We start from the raw sequence: 20,331 nt of genomic DNA, 5'->3' as shown, positions 1-20,331 counted from the left end.
ATCTCCTGGTGACGAACGGGATCGAAGCGGTTTGGCAAACCGGATCAAAGGTGCAACGCGGGCTTGGGCTGGCGTACGCCCTGGGCAGATGGGACGCGGACACGCAGCGCAATCAGCAACGCCGCCAGCAGCATCAGCACGGCCGCCGCTACGAATACGCCTGCGCTGCCACCGAAGCTGAACACTGCACCGCCAGCGGCGGCGCCCGTGGCGATGGCCGACTGCACAGAGGCCACTACCATGCCTCCGGCACTTTCCGCCTGGTCAGGTACCGCGCTGGCGACCCAGTTCGACCACGCCACCGGCACACCACCAAAGGCCAAGCCCCAGACCGCCAGCAGTAGCGCCTGCCCCGGCACCGAGGCCGGCAACAGCACCAGCGCCAGGGCTGCAACGCCGACCAACGCGGGCATCAACACCAGCGTGGCCAGTGGGTGGCGCTCCAGCAGCCTGCCGGCCAACAGCGTGCCGGCGAAGTTCGCCACGCCAAAACCCAGCAACATCAACGACAGCCCCTGGGGGCCGATGCCAGTCGTCCCTTCAAGGAATGGCCGAACATAAGTGAACATCGCAAAGTGGCCGCTGTGCACCAGCACACAACCGAACATCCCCATGGCGATGCCCGGGCGCTGCAACACCTCGAGCACAGTGCGCAGACGTGCCGGCCGGCGCGGCGCCAGGCGCGGCAGCGTGAACGACTGGAAAGCCAGGGTCACCATGCCTACGGCCGCTGCGGCAAAAAACGCGCTGCGCCAGCCGTACAGCCCGCCCAGATAGCTGCCCAGCGGTACTGCAACGACCGTCCCGACGGCAATGCCACTGAAAATGATCGACAGCGCCCGGGGCAACAACGCACTCGGCACCAAGCGCATCGCCACCGCCGCCGCCATGCTCCAAAAACCGCCAAGGGCAATGCCCAGCAAGATGCGCATCACTAACAGCACCGCGAAGCTGGAGGAAACGGCGACCAACAGATTGGAGGCGACCATCAACGTGGAAAAACCCAGCAGCACCCAACGTCGGTCGATGCCGCGGGTCAGGCCTGGCACCAGCAAGCCAGCAAACAGCGCCACCACGGCGGTCACCGTCACCGCCTGGCCAGCCAACGCTTCGGACACCCCCAGATCGTTAGCCATCAGCGTCAACAAACTGGCCGGAAGGTACTCAGCGGTCAGTAATCCGAACACACCCATTGCCAGCGAGAAGACGGCCATCCACGCGGGCGTCGCAGGCTCTACGTCCGCACCGACGCCGGAATGGCGGTCGGATACGGTGTTACATACACAGTCAGTCATTGCACGGATCTCCCAATCTTCATGGCGAGCCGAAGTCTAGGCGCGGGAAGCTGGATGATCTATGATCGAAAATCTCTCCTTTTTGACTAAAACACCTGAATAATGCCAGCAGATCAGTTTGCTCTTTCCTCGGACCTCATCAACGAGCTGTTGCGCGGCATGCGCCTGCGTGGCGTCGAATACCGGCGTATCCAGGCGGGTCCAACCTTTGGTCTGGGCTTCGCGGAAAAAACTGGGCACGCCTGGTTCCACTTCATGGCCGTCGGCAACGCAGTGCTGCGAATGGAGGACGGCAGCACCTACGCTCTATCTGCCGGCAACGCCGTGTTCATTTCCCACGGTGCGGCCCACCGACTGTTTTCCGATCAGGACGCGCCTGTTCAAGACATCGACCGCCTGGACGGCGCGCCCTTAGGTGACACCGTCAGCGCGGTTAATACCGGAACCGATGCCAGCCCCACGCCGAGCACTATTTTGTTCAGTGGTTGCATGGAGTTCGAACTGGGCAGCATCCATGGCCTTGGCCGGCTGATGCCGGGACTGATGCTGATTGATGCCGGCGGCCAGCGTTACCCCGGACTGGTGCCGATCCTGACCACCATGGAGCGCGAGGTCGGCGCCGCGCGTATCGGCTTCGCCGGTATCCTCGCGCGGTTGGCTGACGTGGTGGCCGCCATGGTCGTTCGCGGGTGGGTGGAGTGCGCCTGCGGGAATGCCTCTGGCCTGGTCGCCGCCTTGCGCGATCCACGCTTGGCCGGTGCACTGCTGGCGCTCCATCAACAACCGGGCCGCGACTGGACCGTTGCGCAGCTGGCCGAGCACTGCAATACCTCGCGCTCGGTCTTCGCGGACCGCTTTCAGGTGACGATTGGCATGACCCCGCTGCGCTACGTCACCGAACTGCGAATGCGGCTGGCAAGCCAGTGGCTGACGCTGGAGAGGCTGCCGATTGAAGAGGTGGCGCAGCGCTTGGGCTATACCTCCCAGGCCGCTTTCAGCCGCGCATTCAAGCGCATTACGGGCAAGACACCGGGTTTGAGTCGCAAGGTGAGGCCGCACGCTGTTACTTGAAGCCGATGAGCCTTTGACTCATTTACCCCCCGTTACGTCGAGGAATGTACCGGTAACGAAGGATGCCTCCGCGCTCGCCAGCCATAGAATCGCGTGCGCCACTTCCTCCGGCTGACCACCCCGCCCCATGGGGATCGAATCCTTGACACGATCCACCCGCCCCGGCTCACCGCCACTGGCATGCATGTCGGTATAGATATGTCCGGGGCGAATACAGTTGACCCGTATCCCTTCCCGGGCCACCTCCTTGGCAAACCCGATGGTGAACGTCTCCAGCGCGCCCTTTGACGCCGCATAGTCGACGTACTCATTGGGGCTGCCAAGGCGTGCCGATGCCGAAGAGACATTGATCACCACCCCACCCGGGCCGTTGTAGCGGTAAGACATGCGCTTCAACGCCTGCTGGGCACAGAGTATTGGCCCGATGGCATTGACCGCAAAGATGCGCTGCATCCGCTCGAAGCCGAGGGCCTCCAGGCGTGACTGAGGTGCGAGCATCCCGGCGTTATTGACCAGTACGTCGATACGACCGAAGGTGCGGTCGATGGCCGCGAACATATCGGCCACCTGTTGCGGGTCCGCACTGTCGGCTCGCATCGCCAACGCCCGGCGCCCCAATGCTTCTACATCCGCCACCACCGCCAGCGCTGCGGACTGGTTGGCAACGTAGCTGATCGCGACGTCATAACCTCTTTCGGCGGCCAGCCGGGCGGTTGCCGCCCCCACTCCACGACTTCCACCTGTGATTAGAATCAGCGGTGCCTGCGAGACGTTGACCATCAGACATTGCTCCTGAGCCGTTGGCTGTATCAGCCGATGATGAGGGTGCCGCTGGCGATCACTACGCATGCCAGTATCCGGCGGGGGGTGAGCGTTTCGCCGAGAAACACATAGCCGATCAACGCCGCAAACAGCACGCTGGTTTCGCGCAATGCGGATACCGCGCCCAGTGGCGCTTCGTTCATGGCGTAAATGATCATTCCATAGGCGAGCAAAGAGACCAGCCCGCCGACCAACGCGGTCACTGTTCCAGGCCGGACGCGGAACAAGCTGCGGGTGTCGCGCAGGCCGATGTAGACCACCGGCATCAGCACGCCCCACAGCGCGCACATCCACACCGTGTAGGCAAGCGGCGCACCGGAGAGCCTGGCGCCGATGCCGTCGACCACGCTGTAGGCCGCAATAAAGCCGCCCGTTCCCAGCGCATAGGGCAGGCTGGGAATCGACAGACTGCGCCCTCTGAAGGCCAGCGAAATAATCCCGCCGGACACCAGCGCAATACCGAGCAACTCGCCAGGCGTGATGCTTTCCCCGGCAAACACGGCGGCCCCCAAGGTGATCAGCACCGGCGACGATCCCCGTGAAATCGGATAGATCTGCCCCAGGTCGCCGACGCGGTAACTGCGCACCAGAAACAGGTTGTAGCCCACATGCAGCAACCCCGACAGCACCGCGTAGCCCCAGCTTTCAATCGCGGGGGGCACCATGAACGCTGCGGCGACGACACTGGCGATGGCGATGGCAATGCACATCACCGTCATGGACCACAGCCGGTCGGCGCCGCTACGCAGCAGCGCATTCCAGCCGGCATGCAGGAGCGCGGCGAAAAGCACTAGGAGGATGAGATGAGTAGGCATGCCCCACTGTAGGCAATCCGGCGCCGGGGCTAAAGCGAAGTCTCCTCAGCGCAGCATGAGCGGAGACTCATGGCTCACTCATCCGGTCGCTGGACTTTCAGTGCCTCGCTGACCAGCCATTGGCGAAAGCTGGCGATGTGCGGCTGGGATTCGATGCCCTTGGGGCAGACAAAGTAGTAAGCCAATGGCGATGGAAGCGGCACATCAAACAGCCGCACCAAACGGCCATCGCTGATTTCGTTCTCGACATGCCCGCTGCGCACCAATGCAACGCCCTGGCCGAGCAAAGCCGCCTCGACCGTCATGTTGGTATCGCCAAACCTGACGCTTTCCTGGAGCGGCAAATAGGCCAACCCGACGGCTTGAAACCACACCTCCCACTTTGGCACCAACTCGGCGCCATCCCGAGTCAGGAGCGGGAAATGCAACAAGTCTGCCGGGCGTTGCGGCGTGCCAACGCGCCGCAGCAATTCGGGACTGGCCACGGGAAATACCTGCTCCCCAAACAGGAACTCCGAATGCAGGCCTGGGTAATTGCCCTTGCCGAGCCTGATCGCAACATCAGCCTGGCCGTGAGAGAAGTGGATGATTTTATCCGTGGTGTCCAGCGAGACCAGCAGCTCGGGATGCTGGCGAGACAGACGCGGCAAGCGTGGCAGCAGCCATTTGAGCGCAAAGGAATAGGTGGTGCTGACGCTGAGCCGAACCCGGCCCTTTTGCTCGCGCAGGTCACCCAAAGTCGCCTCCAGGCTGATGAAAAACTCCCGCACGATGGGCGCCAGCGCAGCCCCCGCTGCCGTGAGGCGTAACGCCTTGCCACGTTCAAACAGCGGCAGCCCCCAAAGCGCCTCAAGGTGCTTGAGCTGGTGGCTGACCGCGCTTTGAGTCACATGCAGTTCCTGTGCGGCTGCAGTAAACGTCGGGTGGCGGGTGGCAACTTCAAAGGCGCGCAAGGTCGCGGTAGGCGGCAGGTCTCTCATCGGGGCAGGATCCAGCGAGTTATGGGAAAAGCGCATGCATGAACGTTAGCTCATGCAGCAGATTACCTCACTGTACCCATTTGAATCCTCGTCCTTGTTCAGTCCGCGCCTACAGAAGCAGCCGCTTTGGCGAATTGACCGACGAGAGGACGCCGGCGCCCTCCCCTCGAACACCCCTTGCTCAGGTAGGTTGCGCCGCTTGAGCCTTGCTCGCGTTGCCTGGGCGGATTTTGAACCAGATGGCGTACATCGCCGGCAGGAACACCAACGTCATGATGGTGCCGACCAAAGTACCGCCGATCAGTGTGTAGGCCAGCGTGCCCCAAAAAACAGAATGGGTCAGCGGGATGAATGCCAGGATGGCCGCCATCGCCGTCAGCAGTACCGGGCGAGCCCTCTGTACCGTGGCTTCGATGACGGCGTGAAAGGGATCCAGGCCTTCCTGGGCGTTGTGATGGATCTGCCCGATCAGAATCAGCGTGTTGCGCATCAGGATGCCCGACAGCGCGATCAGCCCAACCAGGGCGTTGATACCAAACGGTTGATGAAATATCAGCAGCGTCGGCACCACGCCAATAAGTCCCAGCGGTGCGGTGAAAAACACCATGATCATTGCCGAGATCGAACGCACCTGGACGATGATGATCAGCAGCGTCAGCGCAATCATGATCGGAACCAGCGGCACTATCGCCTGGCCTGCCTTGCCCGACTCCTCGATTGCACCCGCTTGCTCGATCCGATAGCCGGCGGGGAGCGTGTCGATAATCGGCTGCAGTTGCTTGATGATCACACCCGATACGTCCGGTGGTTGAAGGCCTTCGTCAATATCGCCACGCACGGTGATCGTCGGTGTACGGTCACGGCGCCTGAGGATCGGATCCTCCATGCGCACATCCACCTCTCCGACCTGGGACAGCGGGATCCGCTGGCCCGCGGCGCCCACCAATGTAAACCCTTCAATCCGCGCAGGGTCCAGACGTATATCGCCTGCGGCGCGGCCAACCACCTGCACTGAACGAATGTCTTCACGAACCGACGTGATCGGCACGCCCGTCAGCAGGAATTGCAACTGCTGGGCGACGGCGCTGGAGGTCAGTCCAACCGCCTGCAAGCGATCCTGATCCAGGCTGAAATGCAGAGTCGGCGCCAGAGGGCCCCAGTCGCTGTTGACCGTCCTCATCAACGGACTCGCGTGCATGACCGCTTGTACACGGCCCGCAATCTCGCGCAGCTTCGTCGGGTCAGGCCCCATTACCCTGTAGGCGACGGGATAGGGTGAATACGGACCAAACACAATTTGAGTCGCCCTGACACGGGCCTCGGGGGCGAGCCCGGCAGCGACCGCCTCGCGAAAACGCAGCTTGAGGGTTTCACGTGCCTCCTGGCTGGACGTCAGCACCACGATCTTGGCGAACGAGGGATCCGGCAGTTCTGGCGCCATCGCCAGGAAGAAACGCGGAGCGCCCTGCCCGATATAGGCCGTGACGATTTTTGCCTCTTCCTGCTTTTGCAGCCAGGCCTCGACCTTTTTCGCAGTGGCGCTGGTCTGCTCGATGGAGGTTCCGTAGGGCATTTGCACCTCGACCATCACCTCGGGACGGTCTGACGTCGGGAAGAACTGCTTCTTCACCAGGCCCATGCCCAGGACGGCCACGACAAACAGCGTGATAACCGTGCCAGCCACCAGCCACTTGAGTTCGATGACCCGGGTCAGGACCCGGCGGAAGCGGTTGTAGCGCGGGGTATTGTAGATAGCCGCATGCCCACCCTCTACCTGCTTGATGTCTGGCAGCAACTTCACGCCCAGGTAAGGGGTGAAAGCCACTGCGACAACCCAGGAAGCGATCAGAGCAATGCCCACGATCCAGAACATGTTGCTGGTGTACTCGCCGGCAGTGGACTGGGCGAAACCGTTGGGCATGAAGCCAACCGCCGTTACCAGTGTGCCAGAGAGCATTGGCGCGGCCGTATGACTCCAGGCATACGCAGAGGCTTTGATGCGGTCGTAGCCCTCCTCCATTTTCACGACCATCATTTCGATCGCGATGATGGCGTCATCTACCAGCAACCCGAGCGCCAGGATCAATGAACCGAGGGTAATACGGTCAAAGTTCTTTCCGGTGGCCGCCATCACCACAAACACGATCGCCAGTGTCAATGGCACGGCAGCTGCGACCACGACGCCCACACGCCAGCCCATGCTGAGGAAGCAAACAAGCATCACCACAAGCAGCGCGACAAAAAACTTGACCATGAACTCGCCAACGGCCGAGTCGATGTTGACGGCTTGATCGGTCACCTTGGTCAGCGTCATGCCCAGTGGCATGCCTTCATTGATCTTGGTCGTCTCGGCGTCCAGCGCCTTGCCCAGGTCCAGGCCGTTCCAGCCTTCGCGCATGATGACCCCCAGCAGCAGGGCCTCTTCTCCGTTACTGCGCACCAGAAAGGTTGCCGGGTCTTCATAGCCACGTTCGACAGTGGCCACGTCGGAGAGCTTGAGCGTGCGCCCCTGAACCACAATCGGCGTGTCACGAATCTTCTCCAGCTTATCGAAGGCGCCGTCCAGGCGGAGGAAGACCTGCGGCCCATTTGTTTCAATCGAACCGGCGGGCGTGAGCACGTTCTGGTTATTCAGCGCGGCAAAGATGTCCTGAGGCGCAATGCCCAGGGTGGCCAACCGATCATGGGAGAACGAAACAAATATCCGCTCGGCCTGCTCACCGATGATGTTGACCTTCTTCACGCCCGGCACATGCAGCAGTTGCTGGCGCAACGACTCAGCATCACGCACCAGCAGCCGCTGCGGCTCGCCTTTGGCTTTGAGGGCGAACAGCGCAAACGTCACGTCCGAATACTCGTCGTTGACCAAGGGCCCGATTACACCCGCCGGTAGCTTGGTGGCTTCGTCGTCGAGCTTTTTGCGTGCCTGATAAAACTCTTCCTGCACCTGTGAGGGGGGCGTGCGGTCCAACAACGACACCATGGTGAAAGCAAGACCGGGCCGCGTATAGGTTTCCGAGCGGTCGTACCATTTCAATTCCTGCAGGCGTTTTTCAAGTGGCTCTGCGACCTGGTCCTGCATTTCCTGCGCAGTAGCCCCCGGCCAGGCAGTAATGACCGTCAACTGCTTGACCGTAAACGGTGGATCCTCCGCACGCCCCAGCTGGAAGAACGCCAGGGTGCCCGCAACCGCGATCAGAAAGATCAGGAATACCGTAATGGATCGCTCACGAACGGCGATCGCAGAAATATTAAAGCGGCCTTCGCTCATGGATGACTCCCGGCAACATGGGCGTCATCCTGCTGGGGCACTCTCACGTCTTCTCCATCGCGCAGCAGATGGGCGCCTAACGCGACGATCTGCTCACCGACCTTGAGATCGCCTGCCACGCGTGCGGCATCGTCGCTCAATCCCAGCACCTGAACAGGACGCCAGCTCACCTTTGCCGGCGAGCCTGCGATCACCCACACACCGGTGCCATTGCCTGGGTCATAAAGGGCCGCGATGGGGACTTGCAGCGCCTGCCCGTGCGCGGCGCCTTCTGCGATCCGCAACGTGACCGTCGAACCTATCGGGGCATTGGCCAGCGCGCCCTCAAGCACATACCGCGCCTCAAACGTGCGCGTCACTGGGTCGGCAGAGTCAGAAAGCAGCCTGAGCTTCGCTGTAACAGCCCCTGCGGTACTGCCGTAAAGCGTCGCTTGCGCGCTGGATCCGGCTGCAGGACGCAACGTCTCGGGCAGATGCACGATGGCTTCGCGCTGGCCTGCGCGGGCCAGTCGAACCACGGGCTGCCCCGGGCTGACGACTTGCCCGGGCTCTGCGAGTGTCTCCACCACGACCCCGTCGGAATCCGCAAATAACACCGCGTAGCCGGAAGCATTGCGGGCGACATCGGCCTGGGCTTGTGCGGCGCTGAGCTGCGCCTTTGCGCTATCCGCTGCGGCCTTGACCTGGTCGTAGGCCGATGCAGAAACAGCCCCTGCGGCGACGAGGTCGCGATATCGCGCCTCGTCATCGGCTGTCTGCCTGGCGCGGGCCCTGGCGGCGGTGACCGACTCTTGCTGTGCTCGCGCCTGCAACCCCAGGTCGATAGGGTCAAGGCGCATAAGCGGCTGACCGCGTTTAACGCTCTGGCCGGTATCGACCAGCCGCTCGAGGATCTTGCCGGAGACCCGAAAGCCGAGATCGCCCTGCACGCGGGCCGCCACCACTCCCGTGAATGAGCGTGACGTCTCCGAGGAACCCTCAACCGTTCCGGGCCTTACCAGAGGAGCCTGCGTACGCGGATCGTCAATGTTGGATGAGTCACCACACGCCGTCAGGACGAGAGGCAACAAGCAGGCTGCAATGGGGATGGGTCGGAGCCGGAGCATAGGTTCCCTTATTGAATAGAAAGAACAGGGATCACATATTCAGACTGGTGACTATTATTGTCAATGGTCACGCTCGAGATCTCAAATAACGCAGAAAGATGCGCTCCCCCCGCAACGCAATCGCTCATGACCTCGTTGAAACAAGACCCGGCTGATGCAGGACTGCATATTCCAAAGGAGCACATGACGGGAATGAACGATATTTTCCAGTCATATCTGAATTTAGCCCAGAGGCCTCAATTGACAGAGAGTGACCATACAGTACTATGGTCACCAACAATGTTCGATTCAAGGAATCTCAATGCACTCCCTCCGCCCCGCTGCTTTTTTGATCAGCGCCAGCTTGATGACAGGTTGTGCGGTCGGTCCGGACTATCGCCGTCCGGACGCCCCGCTCCCGGACCGCTACCTGGGCCAGTCTTCTGTCGAGCAGAGACCAGGGGTGACGCCTGCCAGCCTCGTCATCTGGTGGGAGGGCTTCGGTGATCCACTGCTCGCCGACTTCGTCGCCAAGGCGCTTGAACAGAACCTCGATCTGGCGCAGGCCCAGGCACGAGTCGCGCAGGCGCGGGCAGGACTAGGCGCCGCCAATGCCGCTTTATGGCCCTCGGGAAATATCAGCGGCCAGGCCGCCCGCGCCTACCAATCAGTCGAGACGCCACTCGGCCAGGTGCTGAACTCAACCCCCGGCTACGATCGCTATGGCAGTTCCTATGAGGTCGACCTCAATGCCAGCTGGGAAGTGGATGTCTTTGGCGGCCTGCGACGCGGACGCGAGGCGGCACTGGCCGAGTACCAAGCGTCCGAGGCTGGCGCCGCGGCCACGCGATTGGCCATCGCCGCACAGACTGCGGATATCTACATCACTGTCCGCGGATTGCAGGCTCGGCTGGACATCGCTAATCGACAAGTCAAAACCCAGCAGGGGCTGCTGGAGAAAGTCCAATTGCTCTACAGCAAGGGGCTTGCCGCCAGCCATGAGGTTCGTCAGACCGAGGGGGCTTTAGCACAGGTCCAAGCCACCGTACCGGTGCTGCAGACCGGTCTGGATGCGGCCATGAATTCACTCGATGTCATGCTCGGCACGCCACCCGGTACTCATCGCACGCAACTTGCCATGGTCGCAAGCATTCCGGCAGCGCCGCAGTTAAAGACCATGGGAACGCCAGCCGACTTACTGCGCCGCAGGCCTGACCTCATTGTGGCCGAGCGCCGCCTTGCCGCCTCAAACGCACGCATCGGGGAGGCGATTGCCGAGTACTACCCTAAGTTCTCTCTGAGCGCATTACTGGGGAGTGCAACGGCTGTATCGGCAGGCAATCTTTTTTCCGGCGGCGCCAGTCAATCGTCGGGCGTACTGGGACTGCGCTGGAGACTCTTCGACTTCGGGCGCATCAACGCCCAAATCGACCAAGCCAAGGGACAGGAAGCCGAATCCCTGGCCGCGTACCGTCAGTCTGTGCTGCGCGCCACCGAGGATGTCGAGAACGCGCTCTCCTCACTGGTGAATCGGGACGCCCAAGCAACCACCCTCATTGGAGGCGAGACGTCTTTGACGCAAGCGCGCCAATCGTCGTTCACTGCTTATGAGAAAGGCACGGCCAGCTTGATTGACATCCTGCACGCTGACGAGACCCTGCTTCAGGCTTCCGACGCTCGGGCGCAGGCACAAACCGAATCGGCACGCGCGGCAGTCGCCGCGTTCAAGGCGCTGGGTGGCGGCTGGCAGCCCTCGGATAGCCGACTGACGAGCCGATGACACGGGTGGTTTTCGAGATTCAAACAAGGGGTATGCAAGATGGCCGTGAAAGAAAATTCATGGGTGCTCATTACTGGAGCCTCCAGCGGATTCGGCAAGGAATTTGCCCGACAGTACGCCGCAAAAGGGAAATCGCTGATTCTGGTAGCCCGCAGGCTGAACGAGCTTGAAGCACTCGCGGACGAATTGCGTAGTCGTTTCGACGTCGACGTGATGGTGCAGCAAGCAGATCTTTCATCAATAAATGTGATTATCGATCTGCATCGGCGCCTGCATGACAGCAATACGGTGGTCGATGTCCTGATCAACAATGCGGGTTACGGCTTGCAGGGAGCATTCCTGGATGAGCCCCTGGAAAGCTCCCTGGCGATGATCGACCTGGACGTCGCCAGCCTGACCGCCATCACTCGTCTGTTTGCAGAGGATATGCGGGCCAGGCGCAAGGGGCATATCTTGATGACAGCCAGCCTGCTGTCCTACCAGGGCGTGAAGAACTTTGCGGTTTACTCTGCCGCCAAGGCTTACGTACTCAGATTCTCCGACGCCCTGCATCGTGAGCTCAAACAAGACGGTGTGGTGGTCACAGCGCTTTGTCCAGGCATGTCGGATACCGGGTTTGCAGCAAGTGCCAAACAAAAGATAACACCGGTCTTGAAGAGGGTCATGATGCAACCCGAGCCTGTAGTGCGAGCGGGGATACAAGCGTTGCACGCAGGCCGCATGAGCGTCGTGCCGGGCTTTGGCAACAAGGCTATTGCGGTCTTGACCTGGGCCACACCCCGTCGACTTCACCAGGGCCTGATGTCACGGGTAATGGGTGTTTGAGCGGGCCAGGCAATGCCCCCGACGACGGATACCTGATCCACTAGGTATCCGCTCTCAGGCCCCGCAGTGAGTCAGAATCGATAGCTGACAGAAGTCCCCAAACCGCTCGCGCTATTTTTATACTTCGAGCTGTAGGCGCCTCTTGAGGCGGATACGTCATTGACCTGTACGCTTTCCTCCCATAGGTAGGAATACGCCACATCGATCGTGACATTCTCCGCCGGCGTCCACCCTGCCCCGACACTGATGACTTTCCGGTCACCGGTAGGGATTCGCGGCCCACGGTTGACGTTGTTGGTGGGGGACTGGTCAACCGAGAAGCCGGCGCGAAGAACCCACTGATTGTTCAGCTTATACGCCGTGCCGATAGCGTGCGCCCACGTGTCGTGCCAGTTCTGCTCCTCGGTAATACGACTCAGCGTTCCGCTCAACGCCGCAGGCAAGCCACTGTTTTCGAACACCAACTCCTTGAAGCGACTCCAGCGCGTCCACGTACTGCCCAGGTAGAGCGTCCAGTCACTGTTGAGTTGGTGAGTCACGGAAAAATCGACTGATTCCGGGGTGTCCACATCCAAGGACGCGTCATAGCTCGTACCGCTTACACCCAGCACACTGAAGATGCCGTCGGTGAGCTTGGTCTTGGCATCCAGCCGGTAGCTGACCTTGGAGTGATAGGTCAGACCCAACCGAGTTCGATCTGTCGCTTGCACTAGAATACCCGCGTTAAATCCAAGCGCCGTGTCATCGCCGGTGCTTTTGAGCTTTCCGTCATTGCGGCCTGGGCTGAGTGGATTGAGCACCATCCCGGAAAGCTCACCACTGATACGGTTGATGGTCGGTCCGAAACCGATGGAGACCTTGTCGTTGAACGCATAGCTGATGGTGGGCTGAAACGTAAGGGTCGTGACCTCACTTTTGTTGGCGTAGTAGCGGCCGGCGAAACCACCGCCATAATCGGTCATTAGCCCAAACGGCACATAGAAACCCACACCGAACGCCCAGTGCTCATCGATGGGTTTGACGTAGTAACCCATGGGCACTGTGGTGGTCGGCACCATGTCCCCGTCCTCCTGCCCCCCGAATGTGCTGCGCGTCTGGCTTATATGGGCCTTTGCGAAAAGCGTTGCCGCCCCGACGCTGGCCTGCTCTTTTTTCAAGCGAGACATACCGGCCGGATTACCGAAGACGGTACTCGCATCTTCTGCCGATGAAGAACGGCCGGCAAATCCGGAGCCCATCCCACTGATGCTTTGTTCATTAAGAGCGAAACCGCTCGCGAACAGTTGAGTCGACGAGAGGGCAACAGCAAGGCCAAGCGGGGTCCTGCGCAGTATTTTTTTCATTATTAGGACTCGATAGATCATCGGGATAAAGCGGTAGAGAGCGTCACGCTGAGCGCGGGCTACCGGGAGGGGCCGCAGCGCAGATTTACGAAGATCGTGCGCGCCACGGCGATTCCTCCAGGATAGGTACAGCATACTTATTCATGTGACCATTCATGTCAATAGTCACAAATCCGGCAAATGAACATGCATGGCTACGCGGCAAATGCTGCGCGGATAATCCACTCAGTTACCTAGTGAGGTTTGATACGAGGCCCTGAATATGGGGATCAGGCCCCGGATTCGAGTTAATACCGCGCCCCGGAAAATGGTGTCCACCTGGATCGGTGTTCACCATCATCTAAGCGTTGATATCAGAGCAAAGTGATAGAGATGATTAACGCAGGCTCACGGCATCAAGCTACGCAGAATGAGATTGGAAGTGAGGACCGGAGCCAGCTCGACGAAGTCAAGGTTGTATTGCAAAAGCAACGGATTGACGAAAGGGCGCAGCGTAAGGTGGATCGAATCGACTGTTTCGTCCAAGGGTGTTTTGCGTTCAAATTCGCCGATTTCTCGGCCTTCACGCACAATCTGCAACACGAAGCCCCTGACCAAGACGTCATATTGCTGAGCGCAGGGCCAGTTCTCAGACGCTGCAAATGCGGCGATGTCATAGAGCTTTCGATCGCTGAAGAACAAATTCACCCCGGTAGCGATCAGCGTTTTCACCAAACGTCGAAAACGTTCGGTCGGCGAAATGTCCTCTACATTGATGGCCTGTTCTACGGCCGCGATGATTTCCGCCAGGCAATTGCCACAGATAGCCTCACCAATCGCCTGCTTGGAATCAAAAAACTTGTAGATGTACGCCTTGGAAAACCCGATCGCTTTCGCCAGGTCGGAAACCGTGGTTTTGCTATAGCCGTATTGACTGAAGTGCTGATTGGCCGCCGCGACGATCTGATTCCGGATCTCATGATCGGCTGGGCCACGGATGCTGGGGGAAGCTATGGATGTCTTGTTCATACGAGCTAGCTTACGCATCCGAAAAGCGCTTGACAACGAGTGACCAAATTATACTTTTGTCACAACCTCGCAATGATCAGGGTTGGTTTCAGGTCAATGTCTCTACGCGGAAGGCCAAACACCTCCCCTATCAATCCCTGTCAGCTTGCCGGATTGCGTGCCATGACGATCCACGTCGCGCCGTCGATCATCACCGACCGCTCGCCGGGTAGGCCCGCGAAGGCGGCGCTAACCGCGGCCCAGGCGCGGGCTCGGATGGCGTCGGGCTGATCAGCGAGCACAAGCGCCAGCGGGCCCCCCTCGAATGCCATCTTCACCGCGTCGTCGATCGCCGCGTCCCGCGTCACGCCCTCGCCGAACGGGATGGAAGCATCGAAGGGTGTGCTGGTGATATCGGTAAAGCCGGCCGCTGTCAGGATGCGTGCCACGCGCTCCCGGTCGCCAAACGAGAATGGGCCGGGCGCTTCGGGATCGGGCCGGGCGGTCAGCGGGAGGATGCCCTTGAGCACGCCCATCGGCAGGCGCACCCAATCATTCTCGGCCACACCACGCCAGCAGACGAAAGCGACCCGCCCGCCCGGCCGGAGCGCGCGTCGCATATGGGCGAACGCCCCTGTCGGATCGTCGAAGAACATCACCCCGAAACGCGAAAACAGGAGGTCAAACGCGCCCTCGGGCAACTCGGCGCTGCTGGCATCGGCTACCCGGAACCGGGCCGGCGTATCCTGTGGCGCCAGCGCACGCGCGCGGCCGATCAGCGGTTCGGATATGTCCACACCCAGCACATGACCACCCGCGCCGACGCGGGCGGCCAGAGCCAGGCTCGACGCGCCCGCGCCGCAACCGATGTCAAGCACGCGTTCGCCCGTGGCTGGCGCGGCGGCTTCGATCGCGGCCTGGCCGAATACCGCAAACATGGCGTCGAGCCGGGCCTGGTTAGCGGCCCAGTATTCTCCGCTTTGGCCATTCCAGTCGGCAACCTGATAGGCATTTTGCTCTGTCATGACATCTCCTCGTTTTGATTCGTTTTTAACCAGGCCGTGCAAAAGCCGGGAACGGCGACCTTCTGAGACCCGTGTTCCAGAAGCCTGCGACAACCGAATTGTCCTCAAACCAGCATCGACTGTTGGGCGGAGATACCCGCCGTCGCGCCGTGCGATATTGCCAGGGTGACCGAGGCCATAAGGGGGTTTGCCAGGTCGCCGGCGGCATAGATGCCGGGCACGCTGGTTTCGCGACGCTCGTCGACCTTCAGGGCGATGCCCTGGGGCGTATCCACCGTGGCGAGGCCCAGCGACTCATGCAGGCGCGCAGACGGCTTGTTGCGCGGATGCGCAAACAGAATGTCGACCGCGACAGGTGGGCCGGCGTTGAGCCTGACGGTGGCATTATGGTTCTCGGCATGGTCGATTTCGGTGATCCGGCCATTGACGACAGAGATGCCACGTCGCGCCAGATCGGCCTGGATGTCGGGTGGAAGGTCATGCCCATTGGTGAAGACCGTCAACGTGTCGGTCCAATCGTGGAACAGCCTGACCTGATTCATCGATTGCGGGCCGGACCAGACGAGGCCCCAATGCTGGCCGGCGACTTCAAAGCCGTCGCAATAGGGGCAAGGCACGATGGAGGTGCCCCAGTTTTCGGCATAGCCCGGAACATCAGGCATCTGGTCAACGACGCCATAGCTCAGGATCAGGCGGCGGGCCCTGAGGCTTTCGCCATCGCCAGTGAGGACGCAGAAATCGTCGATGGCGCCGGAGATGCTCTCGGCACGGGCAGTGACCAGCCTGACCGTGGGATAGCGTGCCAGCTGCCGCCGCGCCTCGGCCAGGATCTCCAGCGGTGGCTTGTGATCGTGGCCGAGCAGGCCATGGGAGTGGCCGGCGAAGCGGTTGCGTGGCAGGCCGGTATCGAGAACGGTGACCGTGCGCCGGGCACGACCGAGCTGCAGGGCTGCAGCAAGACCGGCAAAGCTGCCGCCGATGATGATGACGTCATTCATGGTGATGGGCTCTGTGCTGTGGATGAAGGGAGATCGGCTTGCATGCTTAAGATACTTTGAAGTACCCTAATTCAAGAATTAGAATACTGTCAAGTACTGGAATATTTATGACTGAACACAACCAGGGTCGGCGCGGCCGGCCCGCCAACGAGGCGCTTGGCCAAACGATAGTCGACGCCGCGTGCGAACTTTTTGTGGAATTGGGTTTTCAAGCGACGACAATGGACAAGGTCGCCCAGCGGGCGAAGATATCCAAGCTCAGCATCTATCGGCACTTTGAGAACAAGGAAGCGCTGTACAGCGCGGCCATCGCGGCCCACTGCCATCAGTTTGCACCACAGACCCTTATTGAAGGCGTCGACGGTTCGGCGGCAGATCAGCTCATGGCGGTGGGAACATTCCTGCTTCGCACGTTGTTGAGCCCGGATGTGCGCAGTGTCGAAGCCATGATCATGGTCGACAAGACGAATCAAACGTCGTTAAGCAAGCTCCATTACGAAGCCGGCCCCGCCTATGTCATCGCCCAGATCGAGGCCCTGTTGCGTCAGTTGCACGGGAAGGCGGTGCTGAACGTGCCCGATCCTCTGGGGTCCGCCCGCTTGTTTGCCGCGCTTTTCAAAGGCTCCGATCTCCTGATGATCGCCCGCTTCGATGAGGCGAGAGCAGAGGATGAAATCGAATCCTATTGCCGATCGGCCGTCACCCTGTTCATCGCCGCGCATGGTGGTAACGACCGCGCTGGCGGCTAAGCATTTCATTGCTCCAGGCAGCTTGGCCTGAGCCGCTGCCCGGGCCTTGGCAGCTATCACCTGATCTATTCGAGCCAGCAGGCCAAACATCTGCATGGCCCCATGGCTTAGCTGAACACCGAAGAACTCTCAGCTTCGATATCGACCAAGGCGCGCCCTTTCGACCAACGCTTATAATCCGCGGGAGTCATCCCCGTCAGTTGTATAAAAGAACGACGAAATGACGTGTCCTCGTTATAGCCACAATTAAGGGCTACCTGTTTAACGCTGGCCCCTGGTATCTGTAGCAGTACACAGGCCGTCTCTATTCTCACGCGGGTGATGAGTTCTTTAGGCGATTCATTTGTGAGGTTCTTGAAGCGTCTGTGTAAAGTTCGCTCGCTCACATTCAACGCCTTGGCCAGCCCCGCAGCGGTCAGGCCAGGATTTCCGTGTCGAATGATTTGCTCGGTTTCCAGCAGCAGGGGATCGGCATTGTTAATGAATCCTCGGGGCGCGTAGACGGACTGGGGCAATGGCAAGCTATCGGTCACAGAAATATCAGCCGTTAATTTCGCTACCTCCGCGCCTGCCAGGCTCCGGATCACATAAAGCGCCAAATCAATCCACGACAAAGGCCCGCCGGTAGTCACGATGCGATCCTGGGACTCTACTGCGGAACCCCATGCAACCAGCGCCTTGGGAAATCGCTGTTTGAAAACATGGTGGAGCCACCACGTTGTAGTACAGCGCCGACGGTTCAACAGGCCTGCCTCGCCCAGCACAAATGTGCCGGCACACGCCGCACCCACCAGTGCTCCCTGTTGGTGATTGGCTTTAATCCACTGTGCAGCTCGCGTGAGGGATTCAGAGCCAGGTGGCAGCCGATCAGCCCCGAGTGCCATCCCGGTAACAAGTACAGCGTCGCAAGGCCCGACATTTTCAAATGTTGTATCAACGGGGATCACCCGCCCTTGCGGGTCTCGCACTGCGTTGCCATCGGCACTGACTATGATCGTCTCAAACTCGTCGCAGACGTGGGCCTTTAAGGCCGATGGCAACCCCGCCGGTGGAGACCTCAACGCCTGATTGGTCATCCAGAACAAATCAGCCAGCCCGGTAATCGCAGACATCAGGCTGCCCTCTAAAGCAACGATGGCAATGCGCATGGTAATTCCCTGTTTAAAGATCAAGATGGCGAGTTTTGCATGAAATATGGCCGATCCGAGCCCTCACGGTTTTAGCAGAGTCTCCCTAGACTTGCAGCACAAACTGTAGAGACGGCCTGCATGAAAAAGCTATTGCACCTAAATGTTCACTGCGCAAAAGAACGTTTGTGGGCGTTTCTAAGGTGGTCAGGTCGACTCACTTTCACAGTGGGAGCGTTCCTGCTGATATCTGGAGGCTCCGCCATGGCGGCAACAACCGCACACCCCGTGCCTCATATCGTGCTGGTACATGGTGCTTTCGCAGATGGCTCGAGTTGGTCGGCAGTGATGGAGCGATTGACTGCGATGGGCTATCACGTCACCGCTGTCCAGAATCCATTGACGTCATTGAGTGATGACGTAATCGCCACGGAGCGCGTTCTGCGCAGGCAAAAGGGCGATGTACTGCTGGTGGGACACTCGTGGGCTGGCGCGGTGATAACACAGGCTGGCAACGCCAGTAATGTAAAAGGCCTGGTCTATCTATCCGCGCTCGTGCCTGACAGTGGTGAGTCTGCTGCGGATCTCTTGGCGCGGTTGAAGGCGCCAATGACGGGCCTCAGCCCGGATGCGGATGGGCTGCTTTGGCTGGATGACCCAGCGCAATTTCATCACGTGATGGGCGCAGACCTGGCGATGTCAAACGCACGGTTTCTGTCATCAGTGCAGCAGCCAATTGCCGCCGTCTGTTTCGCCGCAAAGGTCAAGCATGCGGCCTGGCATGACAAGCCAAGTTGGTACTTGCAAACAATCGATGACCAGGCACTTCCCTACCCGGTACAGCAAACCATTGCGCGCCAGATTGGCGCCAGGACCTTGTCTATTCGATCCAGCCACCTGTCATTGATTTCTCAGCCCGATGCAGTAGCCAAATTCATCGACCGTGCTGCCAGCGAATCGGAAAGATGAGCCTCTGCCCACAAACAACGTTGATAACAACGCTTTTCCACTCCCGAGGAAATCAAGAATGAAAGTGCTCCATATTGACTCCAGCATCATGGGCAAAGATTCCATCACCCGAGATCTTACCGCCTCCATCGTTGCGCACATTCAAGCCAGTAATCCTGGTGCCCACGTGCAGCGCCGCGACCTCGCCGACCAAGAAGTGAGACACCTGAGTGGCTCAATTGCCGCAGGGTTTCGACAAATGGGAAACAGTGATTTTTCGGCAGAAATTTTATTGGAGCATCAACTCTCGGAAACGCTGGTGACCGAGTTTCTCGCGAGCGAAGTGCTCGTAATCGGTGCGCCAATGTACAACTTCAGCGTTTCGACTCAGTTGAAGGCTTGGTTAGACAGAGTCGCGCAGGTGGGGCGCACGTTCAAATATACCGAACGCGGCCCTGTTGGCTTATGCGGCGGGAAGCGCGTCATCGTGGCATCGGCGCGCGGAGGTTTTTACGCTGAAGGTCCTTTTCAGAACATGGACTTTCAGGAAAGTTACCTGAAAGCGTTTTTTGGCTTTCTGGGAATTGACGATATCGAATTCGTTCGTGCCGAAGGCGCCTCTAAAGGCGAGCAGGTTCGCGATAACGGCGTAACGCTGGCCAAAAACGCCATTACCTCGGCAGTGGCACACTTGTCAGCCGCCTACTAATAACCATTAAAGCCAGGAGATTAACGGATGCTTTACGCCATAAAGTTGACCTACACCAGTTCTGCCGAACAGATTCGGGAGCACCTGGATGCGCACAAGGGCTGGCTGATCAAATACATCGGATCGGCACATGTGCTTTTCGCCGGCCCGCTCATGGATAAGAGTGGCGGATTCATTCTTGCCCACGCCCATCAGTTGTCAGACATTCAGAAAATAATGGCCGAGGATCCTTTTGTTGCCCACAGGCTTGTAAGCCTCGACATAATTGAGTGCGACCCGGCAATTCGCTCGACGGATTTCGCAGCACGCTGGGCCGAGAATGCGCAGTCTGTATAAATGACCGGTGAGTTTGGAAACAACAGGCTGCTTTAGACGAGGGGTCCAGAAATACCAACTTTGTCGACTCTTCACACCAATCTTTGGCTTGCCTGCACCACCGCGATTCGATGAGTAATCCGATTCTATACGCTATGTAGAAGCGTTCCTCATCATTCACCTCTG

Annotated in this window: 18 protein-coding genes; 7 read left to right on the top strand and 11 right to left on the bottom strand. The window is 59.7% G+C overall.

The window, feature by feature from the left end:
- Window positions 1-44: 44 nt before the first annotated feature.
- The gene (locus B9N88_RS19935) at window positions 45-1,295 is read right to left on the bottom strand and encodes an MFS transporter (RefSeq protein ID WP_027605743.1); all 1,251 of its coding nucleotides are present in this window, start codon (window positions 1,293-1,295) and stop codon (window positions 45-47) included.
- A gap of 102 nt (window positions 1,296-1,397) precedes the next feature.
- Here B9N88_RS19935 and B9N88_RS19930 point away from each other — a divergent pair, with 102 nt between their 5' ends.
- Window positions 1,398-2,366: an AraC family transcriptional regulator gene (locus B9N88_RS19930; RefSeq protein WP_027605742.1), complete on the top strand. Its 969-nt coding sequence runs from the start codon at window positions 1,398-1,400 to the stop codon at window positions 2,364-2,366.
- A gap of 18 nt (window positions 2,367-2,384) precedes the next feature.
- Here B9N88_RS19930 and B9N88_RS19925 read toward each other — a convergent pair whose 3' ends face one another.
- The 5 genes from B9N88_RS19925 to B9N88_RS19905 form a co-directional block, all read right to left on the bottom strand.
- Window positions 2,385-3,146, bottom strand: a complete 762-nt coding sequence (locus B9N88_RS19925; protein WP_027605741.1) for an SDR family oxidoreductase — start codon at window positions 3,144-3,146, stop codon at window positions 2,385-2,387.
- A gap of 29 nt (window positions 3,147-3,175) precedes the next feature.
- Window positions 3,176-4,003 (bottom strand): EamA family transporter, encoded by an 828-nt coding sequence (locus B9N88_RS19920; protein ID WP_027605740.1) that lies wholly within the window; start codon window positions 4,001-4,003, stop codon window positions 3,176-3,178.
- Window positions 4,004-4,077: 74 nt separating this feature from the next.
- A complete protein-coding gene (gene gcvA / locus B9N88_RS19915) occupies window positions 4,078-4,983 on the bottom strand; it encodes a transcriptional regulator GcvA (protein WP_027605739.1) in 906 nt (301 codons plus the stop codon).
- 181 nt (window positions 4,984-5,164) lie between these two features.
- Entirely contained in the window at window positions 5,165-8,254 is a 3,090-nt protein-coding gene (locus B9N88_RS19910) for an efflux RND transporter permease subunit (protein WP_027605738.1), read from the bottom strand.
- Window positions 8,251-9,360, bottom strand: a complete 1,110-nt coding sequence (locus tag B9N88_RS19905; RefSeq protein WP_027605737.1) for an efflux RND transporter periplasmic adaptor subunit — start codon at window positions 9,358-9,360, stop codon at window positions 8,251-8,253. Before B9N88_RS19905 ends, B9N88_RS19910 begins: the two co-directional genes overlap by 4 nt.
- 301 nt (window positions 9,361-9,661) lie before the next feature.
- Between B9N88_RS19905 and B9N88_RS19900 the strand changes: the two genes are divergently transcribed.
- Both B9N88_RS19900 and B9N88_RS19895 read left to right on the top strand, forming a co-directional pair.
- The gene (locus tag B9N88_RS19900) at window positions 9,662-11,119 is read left to right on the top strand and encodes an efflux transporter outer membrane subunit (RefSeq protein WP_027605736.1); all 1,458 of its coding nucleotides are present in this window, start codon (window positions 9,662-9,664) and stop codon (window positions 11,117-11,119) included.
- 39 nt (window positions 11,120-11,158) lie between these two features.
- Window positions 11,159-11,944 carry an SDR family NAD(P)-dependent oxidoreductase gene (locus B9N88_RS19895; protein WP_027605735.1) on the top strand — a complete coding sequence of 262 codons (786 nt, stop codon included), beginning with the start codon at window positions 11,159-11,161 and terminating at the stop codon, window positions 11,942-11,944.
- A gap of 71 nt (window positions 11,945-12,015) precedes the next feature.
- On the opposite strand, the gene B9N88_RS19890 is transcribed toward B9N88_RS19895, so the two are convergent.
- The 4 genes from B9N88_RS19890 to B9N88_RS19875 form a co-directional block, all read right to left on the bottom strand.
- Window positions 12,016-13,287 carry an OmpP1/FadL family transporter gene (locus B9N88_RS19890; protein ID WP_027605734.1) on the bottom strand — a complete coding sequence of 424 codons (1,272 nt, stop codon included), beginning with the start codon at window positions 13,285-13,287 and terminating at the stop codon, window positions 12,016-12,018.
- Between the two features lie 387 nt (window positions 13,288-13,674).
- Window positions 13,675-14,295: a TetR/AcrR family transcriptional regulator gene (locus B9N88_RS19885; protein WP_027605733.1), complete on the bottom strand. Its 621-nt coding sequence runs from the start codon at window positions 14,293-14,295 to the stop codon at window positions 13,675-13,677.
- Between the two features lie 140 nt (window positions 14,296-14,435).
- Window positions 14,436-15,299, bottom strand: a complete 864-nt coding sequence (locus tag B9N88_RS19880) for a class I SAM-dependent methyltransferase (protein WP_027605732.1) — start codon at window positions 15,297-15,299, stop codon at window positions 14,436-14,438.
- Between the two features lie 104 nt (window positions 15,300-15,403).
- Window positions 15,404-16,297 carry an NAD(P)/FAD-dependent oxidoreductase gene (locus B9N88_RS19875; protein ID WP_027605731.1) on the bottom strand — a complete coding sequence of 298 codons (894 nt, stop codon included), beginning with the start codon at window positions 16,295-16,297 and terminating at the stop codon, window positions 15,404-15,406.
- Between the two features lie 107 nt (window positions 16,298-16,404).
- Here B9N88_RS19875 and B9N88_RS19870 point away from each other — a divergent pair, with 107 nt between their 5' ends.
- A complete protein-coding gene (locus B9N88_RS19870; RefSeq protein ID WP_027605730.1) occupies window positions 16,405-17,046 on the top strand; it encodes a TetR/AcrR family transcriptional regulator in 642 nt (213 codons plus the stop codon).
- 107 nt (window positions 17,047-17,153) lie between these two features.
- Here the strand turns inward: B9N88_RS19870 and B9N88_RS19865 are convergent, their stop codons facing one another.
- A complete protein-coding gene (locus B9N88_RS19865) occupies window positions 17,154-18,194 on the bottom strand; it encodes a GlxA family transcriptional regulator (RefSeq protein ID WP_027605729.1) in 1,041 nt (346 codons plus the stop codon).
- 243 nt (window positions 18,195-18,437) lie between these two features.
- Between B9N88_RS19865 and B9N88_RS19860 the strand changes: the two genes are divergently transcribed.
- The 3 genes from B9N88_RS19860 to B9N88_RS19850 are packed head-to-tail and all read left to right on the top strand — an operon-like array spanning window position 18,438 to window position 20,166.
- Window positions 18,438-19,142: an alpha/beta fold hydrolase gene (locus tag B9N88_RS19860; RefSeq protein ID WP_143491261.1), complete on the top strand. Its 705-nt coding sequence runs from the start codon at window positions 18,438-18,440 to the stop codon at window positions 19,140-19,142.
- A gap of 58 nt (window positions 19,143-19,200) precedes the next feature.
- Window positions 19,201-19,830 carry an FMN-dependent NADH-azoreductase gene (locus tag B9N88_RS19855; RefSeq protein ID WP_027605727.1) on the top strand — a complete coding sequence of 210 codons (630 nt, stop codon included), beginning with the start codon at window positions 19,201-19,203 and terminating at the stop codon, window positions 19,828-19,830.
- A gap of 27 nt (window positions 19,831-19,857) precedes the next feature.
- Window positions 19,858-20,166 (top strand): YciI family protein, encoded by a 309-nt coding sequence (locus B9N88_RS19850; protein WP_027605726.1) that lies wholly within the window; start codon window positions 19,858-19,860, stop codon window positions 20,164-20,166.
- Window positions 20,167-20,331 lie beyond the last annotated feature (165 nt).

The organism is Pseudomonas sp. LAMO17WK12:I1, assembly GCF_900177315.1.
Lineage (GTDB): Bacteria > Pseudomonadota > Gammaproteobacteria > Pseudomonadales > Pseudomonadaceae > Aquipseudomonas > Aquipseudomonas marginalis.
The sequence above is the reverse complement of the archived record's forward strand: the minus strand, read 5'-3'. Positions and strand labels throughout refer to the sequence as shown.